Consider the following 14,591-nt stretch of genomic DNA (forward strand, 5'->3'; position numbering starts at 1 on the left):
ACGAATCCTGCGTTGAGCGCATCGCGCAATAGGCACAGCATCCTCTCGTCGACTGCACGAGCCGACGTTACCCATAATGGAGGACATCATGTCTGCTGCTGCCGCGCATCCCACCGTGCACGAGGTCAAGGAGATCAATCTCGCGCACAATACTTTCGACGGCAAGAAGGCCGATCTGTACATCAATACCGGCACGCTCGGGGGGAAGCATTTCCTGTTCACCGTCGAGAAAGCGGATGGCCGCCCGACCCTGATTGCCATCCACCTCTGACGCGTCCGCCTGTGGCCGGCCGTGCCGGAACGCCGCACTGCCGGCCATGACGGACGTCGCCATCGCGACGGGACGACATCTGTGCACACCGACAACGCCTTTACCATCGATCGCCCGCGGCTGAACGCCGAGCTTCGCGTCGGCGAGGCCGCGCTGCTGCTCGGCGACCGCCACACGCTGGTCTCCCGCGAGGTGCCGCAGGCCGTGCTCGAACGCACGCTGCGGCGCATGGACGGCACGACCGCGCTCGACCGCATCGTCGCCGACGAGCCCGCGCTGCCGCGGGCCGCCGCCGATGAACTGATCGCCGCGCTCGACGGGCTTGGGCTGGTCGACGATACCGCCCTGCCCGCCTTCCGCACCGGATCCGACGTAATCCTGGAGCTCGAGGAACTGGTCGAGGCGCGGTGCGAGACGACGATCTATCGCAACCCCTTCTGGCAGACCTGTCTCGCCGCCCACGCGCCGGGCGATCTGCCGCAGCGGCTGGCCACCGGCATGGTGATCGAGAACTGGCATTTCCTGTTCCGCGAAAGCTATTTCGACGCGCCGGTGCTCTCCTATGTCCCCAACACCGCGGTCCGGCTGCTGCTCAACGAATTCTTCTCCGAAGAATATGGCCATGACGAGATCCTGCTGCGGTCGTTGCAGCATGTCGGGCTGAGCTATGCCGACATGCAGGATGCGATCCCGCTGCCCGAGACGATGGCGCTGTGCAACGCGCTCGCCTATTGGGCGCACAACGATCCGCTGTTCTTCTTCGCGACCCTGGGCCTGCTCGAAGGCCAGGGGATGAAGGAAGACAGTTTCATCGAGGCCTGCACCCGGGTTGGCATGGACGATGCCTTTGTCGGCCCGCTGCGCACCCATGCGAACATTAATATCGGTGCCGGCCACGGCAATCTCACCCGGCTGATCTTCCAGCAGATCCCGGCGATCGCCGCGTCCGACGTGCGCCGGCTGAAGGCGCAGATGCCGTTGTTCGTCGATCTGTACGACGCATTCTACACCGGCGTGTGGCGCCATTATACCAGCGACGCGCCGCTGCTGCGCCGCGTCTCCGAGCTTTGACAGGAGGATAGATGGACGCGACCATCGCCGGGCTGCGCCAGCCCAAGTTCCGCCCCGGCGTGACGACCGCGATCGAGCCGGGCCAGGCCGTGCTCCATCACGGCACGACGCGGTGCGCCTTTGCGTTCGAGCCGGCGGAGGCGCCCGCCGTCGCGCGGCTGATCGACCAGCTCGCGGCCGGCGGCATCGCCCTCGACGCGATGATCGCCGGCGTGCCTGACATAGCCGAAAAGGTCCCGGCGCTGCTCGAGCAGTTCGACGCGATCCGGCTGCTGGTCGATTCCACTCCTCATAGGGACGGGCTGGTCAGCGGGGCGCAGCTGTACCGCGAGATCCGCCGCATCGCCGCGCGCGTCACGCAGCGTGTCGCCCGCTCCGCCTTCCACACCGCCCTGATCGAAGGCCGCGCGACGCGCACGCAACTGATCGGCTATGCGCTCGAATATCACTATATCGTCAAGGCGGCGCCCGGGCTGATCGGCCCCGCGCTGGCGACGGCGATGACGGCGCGCGAGCGCACCGTGCTGCAGGCGTTCCTGAAATCCGAACTCGGGCATGACGCGTTTCTGGCGCGCGCGCTGGAAACGGTCGGGATCACGCCGGACCACCTCGAGGCGCACCAGCCGCTACCCGCCACCTTCGCGCTGTGCGCGGCGCTCGGCGTCTATGCGCGGCAGCATCCGTTGTCGTTCAAGGCGGTATTGTTCCTGTTCGAGGAGGCGCAGGCAGCGTTCGTCGACGCGTTCGACGATCGTTGCCGCGCGCTGGGCCTGCCCGCCGCTTTCTATCTGCCGCTGCGCGATCATGCCGATCTCAACGCGGACTATGACCATGCCGACATTTCGCGCGAGCTGATGGCGCTGGAAGGGGTCGTCGATCGCGAGGCCGCCGTCGTGGTCAAGCGCCACGTCGCGCTGATGATCGAGACGATGATCCAGCAGGAGGAGCAGATCCTGCACTTCTACGCCGAGCCCCGCGCGACGATCGCGCGCATCTTCGAGGACGCCTGATGGATCTCTGGACCTTCCACCGCTACCGCGAACCACGGCTGTGCGTCGATGCGATCGAGCTGGCTACGGACTCCCCCGCCGTCACGCTGGTGCAGGGCGACGCGCGCTACACGCTGGCGCTCGACGACCGCGCCGCGGCGGCGCGCATGGCCGCGGAGCTCGCCACGCTCAGCGACAGCGGCGCGCCGTTATGGGATCTGATGCGCCAGGCCGGCGCCGACGGCTGGGGCGCGCTCGGCGCGTTTCTCGACAGTCGCGCGCTGATCCGCGAGGGCCATGACGAGGCGCGCCGCCTGCTCGCCGCGCGGCATGCCGCGATCGACGCCTGCATCGCCGGCACCATCGCCGCGATCCGCGACGATCTGCCGGCCGCGCGGCGCGACCGTCTGGCGCGCCATGCCGCGCTGTTGCACGCCGAGGCCGAGACGGTCCTGGGAAGCGACACGCTCGGCACGCTGGGCGATCCATTCGACGCCGATCGTCAGCCCAACTTCTTCCTCGGGCTGATCGTCGCCGAATTCGCCTATTTCCGACGCTCGGCACCGCTGACGCTGATCGCGGCAAGCGTGATGCTGGCGCGTATCGCGGGCGACGACGCACGCCTGCCCGAGACGGATGCGGTACTCGAAGCACTCGCGCTCTACGATCCGCAGGATCTCGAAGCGCATTTGTGGCTCGTCGCGCGCGCGCTGGCGGACTCTACCGGCGACACCGCGCAGCGCTTCGCGACCCCGCCGATCCCCGATCTCCCGATGCTGCCCGGGCTCGAATTCATGCGCCGCGTCGAGGTGCTGACGCGCAGTGCGCTGCGGGCATGGGGCGAAAACCCCTATGTGACCTTGCTCGATGCGCTCGGCGATCGCTGGTCGCCGCTGATCGCGGGGCCGTTCATCGAACAATATCACGTCACCTGCCGCTTCGTGGAGATCGTCGCGCCAAGCCTCAGCCGCCGCCTGATCGCGCCGCTGCGCGCAATGATGTTCCGCTATTATGGCGAGGAAGTCGGGCACGAAGCGCTGGAAAGCACGACCTGCGAGACGCTCGGCATTACCCAGGCGGCGCTCGATCAGGCGGTCCCGCTGCCGCTGCATTTCGCCTTCGTCGATCTGCTCACCCTCGTCGCGCAGATCGATCCGGTCACCGCCTGCGCGTCGATCATGGTGATCGAGGGCGTGTTCGGCGAGCCGCCCAAGATGTCGCTGCGCCTTGCCGCGGTCGCGCGCACCAATCCGGCGTTCAGCGAACTCGCCGGCGATCATGACGAACTGAACGAGGATCTCAACCACAACAGCATTTCGCGCGACGCGTTCGAACATATCGCCGCCGTGCCGCCCGCGACGCAGGCCCGCGTGATCCGCCGGATCCTGTTCCTGCTCGAACTCAACCACCGCGCCTGGGGCGGGATCGCCGATTTCTACGGGCCGCAAGCCGCGCTGCATCTGCAAGGATCGCTGGGCCGGCCATTGTCCCCATCGGGCGACGCGCCGCCTGCCCGCTGACCAGCCCCGCGCCGCCGACCCCGGAGCGGCCGCAAACGGACCGCCGCGCTAGGGGTAACTACGGAGCGCCGCGCCCTCTTTCGTCCGGCATGACGGGTGGGAGGAGACGGCAATGATCAGGGACATCGTGGCGATCGTCGAAGACGGCGAGAAGGCCGGTGCGCTGCTCGATGCCGTCGGCGGCTTTGCCCGGCAGACCGGGGCATTCCTCAAGCTCGTGGTGCTGACGCCGGCGCAGAAGGTCTCGCCGGCGATCGCGCCGCTGGAATCGCTCTACGTGCCCGATGTCGTGCTGCTGGGCGACGATGCCGCGAACGTCGATGCCGTGCGGACGCGCCTCGCGCAAACCGGCTGCGCGTTCGAGATCGTCGGACTGTATGACGATGGCAGCGCGCTGGCCCGCGCGGCGTCGCTGCGGCAACTCGGCGATCTGATCGTGATCGGCGGGCGGGGCGACTGGCCCACCGCCGGGCTGCGCACGCGCGTGATCGAAACGCTGCTGCGCTCGTCGGGCACGCCGATCCTGCTGCTGCCCGCCGGCCTCCCGATGCCGCGGATGCGTCATGTTGTGCTGGGCTGGACGCCCACGTCCCCCGCCTTTCGCGCGCTGCACGATCTGATCCGGCTGGCCGAACCCGGCGCCGCGATCGACGTGGTGACGATCGCCCCCGCCCCGCGTACCGGCGACGAAGCCGACGTTTCCCATGGCGAGGTCGAACGACACCTTGCGCGGCACGGCTTTGTCGCCCAAGGCCAGTGGATCATCGGCGATCATCAGCCGGACGCGACCACGCTTGAGCGCTATGCGCGCGGGGTCGCCGCCGACCTGCTGGTAGTAGGCGGGACGACGCATTCCCACCTGCGCAACCGCATCCTGGGCGGCGTGACCAGCGACCTTATCGAACGCGCCGACACTGCCGTGCTGATCTCGCAATAGTTTCCGCCCCGCCCGAGCCGCGTGGTCCGCCCAGGAGAATCGATGTGACCCCCACCCTATCCGACGGCCAGCTGGCAGCGCTCGACGCCTATTGGCGCGCCGCCAATTATCTCTCGGTCGGTCAGATCTATCTGCGCGACAACCCGCTGCTCGATCGCCCGCTGACCCGGCAGGACGTGAAGCCCCGCCTGCTCGGCCATTGGGGCACCACGCCGGGCATCAACTTCGTCTACGCCCATCTCAACCGGCTGATCGTCGAGCACGATCTCGACATGATCTACGTGATCGGGCCGGGCCATGGCGGGCCGGGGCTGGTCGCCAACGCCTATCTCGAGGGCTCCTATACCGAACATTATCCCGCGATCGAGCGCAGCCATAGCGGGATGGAGCGGCTGTTCCGGCAGTTTTCCTGGCCCGGCGGCATCCCCAGCCATGTCTCGCCCGAAACGCCGGGCTCGATCCACGAAGGCGGCGAGCTCGGCTATTCGCTCGCCCATGCCTATGGCGCGGCGTTCGACAATCCGGATCTCATCGTCGCCTGTATCGTCGGCGACGGCGAGGCCGAGACCGGGCCGCTCGCGGCGAGCTGGCACAGCAACAAGTTCGTCAATCCGGCGCGCGACGGCGCGGTGCTGCCGATCCTCCATCTCAACGGCTTCAAGATCGCCAACCCGACCATCCTGGCGCGGATCGGGCGCGAGCAACTGACCGAGCTGCTGCGCGGCTACGGCCACGAGCCCTATTTCGTCGAGGGCGACGATCCCGCCATCGTGCACCGCGTGATGGCGGAAACGCTGGAAATGGTGCTGCAGGACATCAAGACGATCCAGGCGGCGGCCCGCACCGCAGCGGGCGCACCGGTGCGCCCGCGCTGGCCGATGATCGTGCTCAAGACGCCCAAGGGCTGGACCGGTCCGAAAACGGTCGACGGCGTGCCGGTCGAGGGCACGTGGCGCGCGCACCAGGTGCCGCTCGCCGATTTCAGCAAGCCCGAGCATGTCGCGCAACTGGAGGCGTGGCTGCAAAGCTATCGCCCGGCCGAATTGTTCGACGAGGGCGGCAAGATCCGCGACGCGCTGTCCGCGCTAGCGCCGACCGGGCACCGCCGGATGAGCTCCAACCCGCACGCCAATGGCGGCATGCTGCTCGAGCCGCTCTCGCTCCCCGACTTTCGCGACTTCGCCGTTGCCGTTGCCACGCCCGGCGGCGTCGAGGCCGAGGCCACGCGCGCGCTCGGCCACTATCTGCGCGAAGTCATGCGGCTCAATCTCGATCGGCAAAATTTCCGCCTGTTCGGCCCCGACGAGACCGCGTCCAACCGGCTCGACGCGGTCTACGACGTCGCGGGCAAGGCCTGGATGGCCGAAATCGAGCCGGTCGATCAGGATCTGAGCGCCACCGGCCGGGTGATGGAAGTGCTCAGCGAGCATCTCTGCCAGGGCTGGCTCGAAGGCTATCTGCTCACCGGCCGGCACGGCTTCTTCTCGTGCTACGAGGCGTTCGCGCACATCGTCGATTCGATGCTCAACCAGCATGCCAAATGGCTGAAGGTCAGCCGCAACATTCCCTGGCGGCGGCCGATCGCGTCGCTCAACTATCTGCTCACCTCGCACGTCTGGCGACAGGACCATAACGGCCTGTCGCACCAGGATCCCGGGTTCATCGATCAGGTCGCCAACAAGACGTCCGATATCGCGCGCATCTATCTGCCGCCGGACGCCAATTGCCTGTTGTCGGTCGCCGATCACTGCCTGCGCAGCCGCGATTACGTCAATCTGATCGTCGCGGGGAAGCAACCCGAATGGCAGTGGCTGGGGATCGACGCCGCGGTGCGGCATTGCACGGCGGGTGCGGGGATCTGGCACTGGGCCGGCATCGCCGACGAGGATCCCGACGTGGTGATGGCGTGCGCCGGCGACGTGCCAACGCTGGAGGCGCTCGCCGCGGTCATGCTGCTGCGCGACTATGTGCCCGATATCCGCATCCGCTTCGTCAACGTCGTCGATCTGATGGTGCTCGAGCCGCGCGGCGAACATCCGCACGGGCTCGACGATCATGGCTTCGATGCGCTGTTCACCACCGACAAGCCGGTGATCTTCGCCTTTCACGGTTTCCCGGCGATGATCCACAAGCTCACCTATCGCCGCACCAATCATGGCAACATGCACGTGCGCGGCTACAAGCAGGAAGGCACCACGACCACGCCGTTCGACATGGTCGTGCTCAACGATCTCGATCGCTATCGGCTCGCGCTCGACGCGATCGAGCGCATTCCGCGCTTTGCCCACGAAGTGCCGGCGGCCCGAAACCGCTACTGGGCGACGATGGAACGGCACAAATTGCACATCGCCGAGCATGGCGAGGACATGCCCGAGGTGCGCGACTGGCGCTGGTCGGCATGAACGACGCGCCGGGCGAGACGGTGCTGACCTTCAACGGCGGCTCGTCGTCGCTGAAGTTCGGCCTGTTCGAGGTCCGCGCGGGCGATGCCACGGTGCTGCTCGCCGGCGAGATCGAGACGCTGGGCGCGGGATCGGTCCGGCTGCATGCGGCCGACGCCGCGGGCAGCACGATTGCCGACCGGATGCTTGGCGATGCGGCACCGGACAGCTGGGCCGGCCACGTCGTCGACCTGCTCGACCGATCGTCCGGGCACCGCCCGAGCGTGATCGGGCATCGGCTCGTCCATGGCGGGCCAGCGCTGTCGGCGCCGGTGCGGATCGACGCGGCGGTGCTGCGGCAGCTCGATCGGGCGCGCGGCTTCGCCCCGCTGCACATTCCCCAGGCGCTGGCGACGATCCGCGCGACGCAACTACATTTCCCGCACTGCCGCCAGGTGGCGTGCTTCGATACCGCCTTTCATGCGGCGATGCCGGCGGTGGCCAGCACCCTGCCGCTTCCCGCGGCGCTGCGCGACCAGGGGCTGCGGCGCTACGGTTTTCACGGCCTGTCGTGCCAGTCGATCGTGCGCCAGCTCGGCGCGGACCTGCCCGAGCGGCTGATCGTCGCGCATCTCGGCAACGGCGCCAGCGTGACCGCCATCCGCGCCGGCCGGTCGGTCGATACCAGCATGGGCCTGACCCCGACTGGCGGCATCATCATGGGCCGGCGCAGCGGCGATCTCGATCCCGGCCTCCTGCTGCATCTGATGCGCGAACACGGCTATGGCGCTGCGGCGCTCGAGCGGCTGGTCGATCACGAGAGCGGCCTGTTCGGCATTTCCGGGCTCGACAGCGACATGCGCCGGCTCAACGATGCCGCGCCGGCCAATCCCGCTGCCGCCCTGGCGATCGCCATGTTCTGCCGGTCGCTCGGCAAGGCGATCGCCGGCATGGCGCATGTCCTGGGCGGCGTGGATATGATCGTCTTTACCGGCGGCATCGGCGAGCACGATCCCGGCGTGCGCGCGACCGTGGCCGGCGAGCTCGCCTGGCTCGGCGCGACGCTCGATCCGGCGCGCAACCGCGCGGGCGGCGGCCGGATCAGCACCGACGGCGCTGGCCTCGTCCTGCGCGTGCTGCCCGCGCAGGAGGATCGACAGATCGCGCTGCTCAGCGCCAGCCTTACCGCCTGAGGTAATAGACTCTGCGGCTCAGGCCGGTGTCGCCGGCTCCGACGCCCGCACGGCCGCGCGCTCCTTGTCGAGCGTCGCGGCGATCGCGCGGGCATGCGTGCGCACGTCTTCGAGATGCCGCCGCGCTGCGACCTCGTCGAGATCGTGCGTGACATGACCGAAATGGTGATGCGCGGAGGGCTGCATGTCGAAACCGCGTTCGATATACCGATCGAAGCATTGCACCAGCGAGCGCATCTGCCCCATCTCGTCGAGCCAGATTTCCTTCAGGCCCGATGTGGTGAAGCTGATCAGCCGTTTGCCCGCCAGCACGCCGCCGGCCGCGCGGCGATACAGTGCTTCCGGGTTCACGCCTTGGCCCAGCACGCGCTCGAGATAGCCCTTGAGCATCGCCGGCGGCGTGCCGAACCAGAGCGGATAGACCAGGACGAACACGTCCGTCTGGCGCAGCAGCGTCAGTTCGTCCTCGACGTCCTGGAACAACCGGGTTTCCCCGCCCGGCCGTTCGGTCGAGCGCAGCACGGGGTGGAAGCCCATCGCATAGAGATCGCGCAGCAGCACTTCATGGCCGTGGCTGCGCACCGTCGCGCAATAGGCTTCGGCGATCGCGGCGTTGAAGCTGTCCTGCTCCGGATGGCACAGCACGACGATGTGACGCGGGGGGGTATCAATGTGTTGGTCGGTCACGGTCAGGCTCCTTGCCGGTCGGGATCGCGGGAATGCCGCGTGCATGGGATCGATTGATGCGCGTCCGTCCGGGCTCGGCAATGGCCCGGCACGGCGCCGGCTAGTGCGCGAGGAACAGCGGCACCGGGCATTCCTCCAGCATCCGTTGGGTCACCCCGCCAAACGCCGCTTCCAGGAACCGCCGATGGCCGAACCCGCCCATCACCAGATAGGCGGCATCGAGCGCGGCGATCGTGTGGAGGATGATCGAACTCGGCAGGTCGCCATTGGCATCGATCTGCCGCACGACGGATTTGATGCCGTGGCGCGAAAGATATTCGGCCGCTTCGGTAACCGGCAGCCTGAGCGAGCCGTCATCGATCACGAGCAGCGTCACCGAGCCGGCATGCGCCAGCAGCGGCACCGCGGCGCGCAGCGCAGCCTCGCACGCCGGCGATCCGTCCCAGGCGACCAGCGCAGGACCGGTGACGTGGAGGCGCTTGGCCGAGGCCGGCACCGCGAGGATTGGCTTCTCGGTCTTGACCGCCACTTCCCCGACCAGCTTGATCATGTCGGGATAGGCGGAGTCGAGCTCGCGGTTGAGCACCACGATGTCCGCCATGCCGATCGAGTCACGCAGCGACGGCCCGAGAAACCCGGTCTTGTCCAGCCAGGTATAGGGCACGTCCTCGGTGCGCAGGCGCTGTTCCATATGCGTGCGGTTCGCCGTCTCGCGTTTCTCTTCCTGATCCATTAGTAGCGCGGCGCCGCCGACTTCGGCATAATCGCCGACAAACAGCGGCAGGATCGAGATATCGACGCAGCTCAGGTGGCCGTCGAGCATGCGGGTCAGATCCAGCGCGGCCTGGAAGCGGGCTTCCTGCCCGTCATCGTCATGCATCAGCACGAGCACGTTCTTCATGATCAGATCTCCAATCGGGTGGCGAACAGCGTAGGGCGGCGTGGCGACGCCAGGCATCGGGAATATTACGGACCCGGCGGCGCCGGTTCTTCGGCCGCGGGCAGCAGCTGCAACGGATCGAGCGCCAGCGTCGCGGCGGCCTCGCCGGCAACGTCGCCCAGCGTCTCGGTTGGGCGGGAGCGTTCGTAAAAGGCGAGCAGTCGGCGAAAATTGCCCGTCACGATCAGCGCGATGATGAGCAGGATCGCTTCGGCCAGGTCGGAGCCGACCGGCCCCATGCCGAACCACAGCGTCAGGGCGGCGGCCAGCACCGATCCGGCGAGCAGCGGCGTCAGGAACAGCCCTGTCCGGGTAACGCTGCGGGGTAGCGAGAATTGCACCAGCGCCAGAAAGCCATAGCCGCCCATCGCGGCGGCCAGCGCGATCACGACGATCGTCAGGCCGAGCCTGGCAAACGCGGTCTCCAGCGCGACGCCGGTGATCGCCGCCTGCACGACGAACAGCGCGACGATCGCGGCCGCCGGCAATCGCGGCGCGACGCGCGCGACGATCTCGAACAGCATGGGCACCAGCAACGGCGCGAGGACCAGCGCCCAGCCGGCATCGGTCAACCCAGCCGGTCCGCGGTCAGCCGCCCGCACCTCGCCGGCGAGCAGGGCAGATGCCGTGGCGATGGCAAGCCCCAGCGCGATGAAGCTGAACACCCGCGCAAGATAGTCCGCTGCGGACTGTCGCCCACCGTTGCCGTCGCTGGCCAGCAGGTCGTCGGCGAGCGTCCGGATCATGAGCGGTCCTGCGGGGCCGACGGGGCGCCCCGATCCCGTCTGGCGCGGCGATCCGCGCGCCGCACGCCGCGCCAGCCGAACCAGAGCAGCACCGCGCCGAGCACCAGGCTCGCGGCGCCCAGCCAATGCAGCGGCCGCAGATCGAGCAGCCCGCGGCTCAGGAACCAGAACGGGTCGCCCCAGCGGAACACGATCAGCCATATCAGCGAGGTGAAGGGGATGATGCCGAGCGCCAGCAGGACTTCGCCGCAGACCGCCGGGAGCAGATGCTTGGTATCGGACATGCCCGATAGATCGCCGTTTCGCGCCCGTCGCGACATCGGGAGTTTCCCGGATGCCTGCGCCATCTCGCGGCATGCGGCACCCGCGCTGCTATACGGGTATTCCCGCATTCATCCGCCGCGCGTCGGCGGCGCATACAGCATGTCTCACTACAAGGGATCGTCATGCGACGCCTGTTGGCCGTCACCACATCGTGCGATCCGTCGCACGCCGCCATCGAGCGCGCCGGGCAGCTTGCCGCGCGCGACTGTGCCGATCTGCGCCTGATCGCGCTGCTGCCGCACGATACGCCCGCCGCCGACTGCGCCGCCGCGACAGCGGCGCTCGACGATCGGGCCGAAGCGCTGGCGGCCCGCCGACCCTGCATCGCATCGCTCACCGCCCGCGCGACGGCCGGGGAGGAGGCCGCGGTCATGCTCGCCGAAGCGGCAGACTATCGCGCGGATATGATCGTCCTGCCGGGCCCCGCCGATAACGGTGCGGCCGGCCTTGCCGCGGCGGCGATCGACCAGGTCGTCCGCACGGCGATCGCCCCCGTGCTGATCGTCCAGGCGCCCCCCGAGCGCCCCTATCGACGGCTTTTGGTCGCGGTCGACGACGATCCGACGGCGGAGGCGGTGCTCCATCTTGCCTGCCTGGTCGACAGCGCGGCCGAGATCATCGCGGTCCATGCCTATCAGCCGGGCGTCGGCGGCGCGGACGCCGCGGAACGCGCCGAGCATGAAGCGCGGCTCGCCGCCATGCTGCACGCGGTCGTCGCGCAGCATCCCGCGATCGCTGCACGCTGTACGGCGATCGCGGTGCCGGGCCCGATATTGTCGGTGCTGGTCGGCGCCACGCTCGATCACGCTCCCGACCTGCTGGTGCTGGGCACCCATGCCCGCCACGGTATCGCGCTCCTGCTCCATGGCAGCGTCGCGCGCTCGGTCGTGGCGGCGCTGCCGTTCGATATTTTGGTCGGGCATGTCGGGGGTAAAGATCATCACGACTGATCCGCCCGATATGACCGGCCTGACGACAGCGCAGGCGCAGGCCCGCCTGACCGCCGATGGCGCGAACGAGCTTCCCCGCACCAAGCGCCGCTCGCCGGCCCGCATCGCGGCCGAGGTGCTGCGCGAACCGATGCTGGCGCTGCTGCTGGGCGGCGGTCTGCTGTACCTGATCGTCGGCGACCTGACCGAGGGGCTGGTGCTGTTCGCCTTCGCCAGTTTCTCCACCGCCGTCACGATCGTGCAGGAGGCGCGCACCGAACGCGTGCTCGAAGGGCTGCGCGATCTGTCCGCGCCGCGCGCGCTCGTCGTCCGGGATGGCATGCGGGTGCGGATCGCCGGCCGGGACGTCGTCAGCGGCGACCTGCTCGTGCTCGATCAGGGCGACCGCGTCGCCGCCGATGCGGTCCTGCTCGAAACCGAGGATCTGCAGGCGGACGAATCGTTGCTCACCGGGGAATCGCTACCGGTCCGCAAGAGCGTCGCGGCGTCGGCGGCCCTGCCGGAGGCGGTGCCGGGGGGCGAGGACCTGCCGTTCGTCTATTCGGGATCGATGATCGCGCGCGGCTCGGGCGTCGCGCGCGTCATCGCCACCGGCGCGCGCACCCGGCTCGGCGGGATCGGCCGGTTGCTGGCGGATCTCGATACCGAACCGCCCCGGCTGCGCCGTGAAACCAGCGCGATCGTGCGCCTGTGCGCGATCGGCGGCCTCGCCATCGCCGCGATCGTGGTGATCGGCTACGGCGTCACCCGGGGGGACTGGATCGCCGCGCTGCTCGCCGGGATCGCGATCGGCATGTCGCTGCTGCCCGAGGAATTTCCGGTCGTTTTGACGGTATTCCTGGCGATGGGCGCGTGGCGGATCGGGCAGGTCGGCGTGCTCACGCGCCGCGCCGCCGCGATCGAAACCCTGGGCTCGGCGACCACGCTGTGCGTCGACAAGACCGGCACGCTGACCGAGAACCGCATGGCGCTGGTCGAACTGTGGCACCCGGAGGACGGGGCAAGGACGCTGCGCGACACTGCCGCGCTGCCGGCACCGTTCCAGCGTCTGCTGCGGCACGCGATTCTGGCCAGCGCCACCACGCCGGTCGATCCGATGGAGATCGCGCTGCATGCCGCCGCGACGGACCTGCCGGTCGAGCCCCTCACCCCCGCGCTGCTTCATGCCTATGGCCTGCGCCCCGATCTGTTCGCCATGGCCAATCTGTGGCGCGATGCGGAGCGCGGCCTGATCGTCACGGCCAAGGGCGCGCCCGAGGCGATCGCCGCGCTGTGCCGCCTGGAAGGCCCGGCCGCCGCACAGATGACCGCGGCGGTGAACGCCATGGCGGCGCGCGGTATCCGCGTGCTCGGCGTGGCGCTGGCCGCGACCGACGATCCCGTCCCCGCCGCCACGCAGCGCGACTATGCCTTCTCCCTGCTCGGGCTGGTCGGCCTGGCCGATCCGCTGCGGCCGAGCGTTCCGGCCGCGATCGCCGAATGTCGCTCGGCCGGCATCGCGGTGGTGATGATCACCGGCGATCATCTCGCCACCGCGCGGGCGATCGCCACCCAGGCCGGCATCGCCCCGGGCGGCATATTGTCCGGCCCCGAGCTGCAGGCGTTGGACGATGATCAGCTGCGCGCCCGACTCGCCGGCGTCACGGTCTTCGCGCGCGTCCAGCCCGAACAGAAATTGCGCATCGTCACCGCGCTCAAGGCGCGCGGCGATATCGTGGCAATGACCGGCGACGGCATCAACGATGCCCCCTCGCTGAAGGCGGCGCATATCGGCATCGCCATGGGCAAGCGCGGCACCGATGTCGCGCGCGAGGCGGCGGCGATCGTGCTGCTCGACGACGATTTCGCGTCGATCGTGGCGGCGGTCCGGCTCGGGCGGCGGATCTACGACAATATCCGCAAGGCGATGGAATTCATCTTCGCCGTGCACGTGCCGGTCGCCGGGCTGGCGCTGCTGCCGCTCGCCTTCGGCCAGCCGCTGCTGCTGGGCCCGATCCACATCGCACTGATCGAGATGATCATCGATCCGGTCTGCGCGCTGGTGTTTGAGGCCGAGCGCGCGGAAGCGACGATCATGGCGCGCCCCCCGCGCGCGCGCGACGCGCGGCTGTTCACGTGGCGGATGATTGCCTGGAGCGTGTTCCAGGGCGGGCTGGCCTTTGCCGTGGTCGCGACGATCTGGTTCGGCGCGCGCGCGCTCGGCTACCCGCCAGACGCCGTGCGCACCGCAACTTTCTACGCGCTGATCGCGCAGATCGTCGCGCTGATCTTCACCAATCGCGCGTTCGACGCCTCGTTGATCCACGCGCTGTGGGGCGAGAACCGGGTGCTGCGCTACATTCTCGTCGGGATCGCCGCCACGCTCGGCGTGATCATCGCCGTGCCCCCGCTGCGCCGGCTGCTCCACTTCGCGGCGATCGACGCCGGAGCGATGGCCGCCGCGCTGGGCTCGGGCGTCGTGCTGCTCTGCGCGCTCGCGGCGCTCAAGAAGCTCGGCCGCCAGCGCCCGCGCCGCGATAGGTACAATCCCCAGGTGCGCGCGCGGGCGCTGCGGCATTGAATGCCGCCGACTTCAACGGAGA

13 protein-coding genes are annotated in these 14,591 nt (G+C 68.9%); 9 read left to right on the plus strand and 4 right to left on the minus strand.

Annotation, left to right across the window (positions count from 1 at the left end; translation table 11 throughout):
* The first annotated feature begins 88 nt into the window (after positions 1-88).
* From NV401_RS09920 to NV401_RS09950, 7 genes are all read left to right on the plus strand, one after another.
* Positions 89-271: a hypothetical protein gene (locus tag NV401_RS09920; RefSeq protein ID WP_261294253.1), complete on the plus strand. Its 183-nt coding sequence runs from the start codon at positions 89-91 to the stop codon at positions 269-271.
* Between the two features lie 81 nt (positions 272-352).
* The gene (locus tag NV401_RS09925; protein ID WP_261294254.1) at positions 353-1,342 is read left to right on the plus strand and encodes an iron-containing redox enzyme family protein; all 990 of its coding nucleotides are present in this window, start codon (positions 353-355) and stop codon (positions 1,340-1,342) included.
* Between the two features lie 11 nt (positions 1,343-1,353).
* Positions 1,354-2,352 carry a thiaminase II/PqqC family protein gene (locus NV401_RS09930; RefSeq protein WP_261294255.1) on the plus strand — a complete coding sequence of 333 codons (999 nt, stop codon included), beginning with the start codon at positions 1,354-1,356 and terminating at the stop codon, positions 2,350-2,352.
* The gene (locus NV401_RS09935) at positions 2,352-3,851 is read left to right on the plus strand and encodes a hypothetical protein (protein WP_261294256.1); all 1,500 of its coding nucleotides are present in this window, start codon (positions 2,352-2,354) and stop codon (positions 3,849-3,851) included. Before NV401_RS09930 ends, NV401_RS09935 begins: the two co-directional genes overlap by 1 nt.
* A gap of 112 nt (positions 3,852-3,963) precedes the next feature.
* The gene (locus NV401_RS09940) at positions 3,964-4,788 is read left to right on the plus strand and encodes a universal stress protein (RefSeq protein ID WP_261294257.1); all 825 of its coding nucleotides are present in this window, start codon (positions 3,964-3,966) and stop codon (positions 4,786-4,788) included.
* 44 nt (positions 4,789-4,832) lie between these two features.
* Complete coding sequence (locus NV401_RS09945) at positions 4,833-7,190, plus strand: phosphoketolase family protein (protein WP_261294258.1); 2,358 nt, start codon at positions 4,833-4,835, stop codon at positions 7,188-7,190.
* Positions 7,187-8,362, plus strand: coding sequence for an acetate/propionate family kinase (locus NV401_RS09950; RefSeq protein WP_261294259.1), 1,176 nt, complete (start codon positions 7,187-7,189; stop codon positions 8,360-8,362). The genes NV401_RS09945 and NV401_RS09950 overlap by 4 nt, the downstream gene beginning before the upstream one ends.
* A gap of 18 nt (positions 8,363-8,380) precedes the next feature.
* Here NV401_RS09950 and NV401_RS09955 read toward each other — a convergent pair whose 3' ends face one another.
* From NV401_RS09955 to NV401_RS09970, 4 genes are all read right to left on the minus strand, one after another.
* A complete protein-coding gene (locus tag NV401_RS09955; protein ID WP_261294260.1) occupies positions 8,381-9,049 on the minus strand; it encodes an NAD(P)H-dependent oxidoreductase in 669 nt (222 codons plus the stop codon).
* Between the two features lie 100 nt (positions 9,050-9,149).
* Complete coding sequence (locus NV401_RS09960; RefSeq protein WP_261294261.1) at positions 9,150-9,950, minus strand: universal stress protein; 801 nt, start codon at positions 9,948-9,950, stop codon at positions 9,150-9,152.
* A gap of 65 nt (positions 9,951-10,015) precedes the next feature.
* Positions 10,016-10,735 carry a Bax inhibitor-1 family protein gene (locus NV401_RS09965; protein ID WP_261294262.1) on the minus strand — a complete coding sequence of 240 codons (720 nt, stop codon included), beginning with the start codon at positions 10,733-10,735 and terminating at the stop codon, positions 10,016-10,018.
* A complete protein-coding gene (locus tag NV401_RS09970) occupies positions 10,732-11,019 on the minus strand; it encodes a hypothetical protein (RefSeq protein ID WP_261294263.1) in 288 nt (95 codons plus the stop codon). Before NV401_RS09970 ends, NV401_RS09965 begins: the two co-directional genes overlap by 4 nt.
* Positions 11,020-11,181: 162 nt before the next feature.
* Between NV401_RS09970 and NV401_RS09975 the strand changes: the two genes are divergently transcribed.
* Both NV401_RS09975 and NV401_RS09980 read left to right on the plus strand, forming a co-directional pair.
* On the plus strand, positions 11,182-12,009 hold the full coding sequence (locus tag NV401_RS09975; protein WP_261294264.1) for a universal stress protein: 828 nt from the start codon (positions 11,182-11,184) through the stop codon (positions 12,007-12,009).
* Positions 12,010-12,019: 10 nt separating this feature from the next.
* Positions 12,020-14,569, plus strand: coding sequence for a cation-translocating P-type ATPase (locus NV401_RS09980; RefSeq protein ID WP_261294265.1), 2,550 nt, complete (start codon positions 12,020-12,022; stop codon positions 14,567-14,569).
* Positions 14,570-14,591 lie beyond the last annotated feature (22 nt).

The organism is Sphingomonas hylomeconis (genome assembly GCF_025370105.1).
Classification (GTDB): domain Bacteria; phylum Pseudomonadota; class Alphaproteobacteria; order Sphingomonadales; family Sphingomonadaceae; genus Sphingomonas; species Sphingomonas hylomeconis.

Bases quoted from the DNA above. Each gene is read 5' to 3' on its own strand.
- NV401_RS09965 (WP_261294262.1), bottom strand. From the start codon at position 10,735: ATGATCCGGACGCTCGCCGACGACCTGCTGGCCAGCGACGGCAACGGT.
- NV401_RS09950 (WP_261294259.1), top strand. From the start codon at position 7,187: ATGAACGACGCGCCGGGCGAGACGGTGCTGACCTTCAACGGCGGCTCG.
- NV401_RS09980 (WP_261294265.1), top strand. From the start codon at position 12,020: ATGACCGGCCTGACGACAGCGCAGGCGCAGGCCCGCCTGACCGCCGAT.
- NV401_RS09970 (WP_261294263.1), bottom strand. From the start codon at position 11,019: ATGTCCGATACCAAGCATCTGCTCCCGGCGGTCTGCGGCGAAGTCCTG.
- NV401_RS09940 (WP_261294257.1), top strand. From the start codon at position 3,964: ATGATCAGGGACATCGTGGCGATCGTCGAAGACGGCGAGAAGGCCGGT.
- NV401_RS09975 (WP_261294264.1), top strand. From the start codon at position 11,182: ATGCGACGCCTGTTGGCCGTCACCACATCGTGCGATCCGTCGCACGCC.
- NV401_RS09920 (WP_261294253.1), top strand. From the start codon at position 89: ATGTCTGCTGCTGCCGCGCATCCCACCGTGCACGAGGTCAAGGAGATC.
- NV401_RS09960 (WP_261294261.1), bottom strand. From the start codon at position 9,950: ATGAAGAACGTGCTCGTGCTGATGCATGACGATGACGGGCAGGAAGCC.
- NV401_RS09935 (WP_261294256.1), top strand. From the start codon at position 2,352: ATGGATCTCTGGACCTTCCACCGCTACCGCGAACCACGGCTGTGCGTC.
- NV401_RS09930 (WP_261294255.1), top strand. From the start codon at position 1,354: ATGGACGCGACCATCGCCGGGCTGCGCCAGCCCAAGTTCCGCCCCGGC.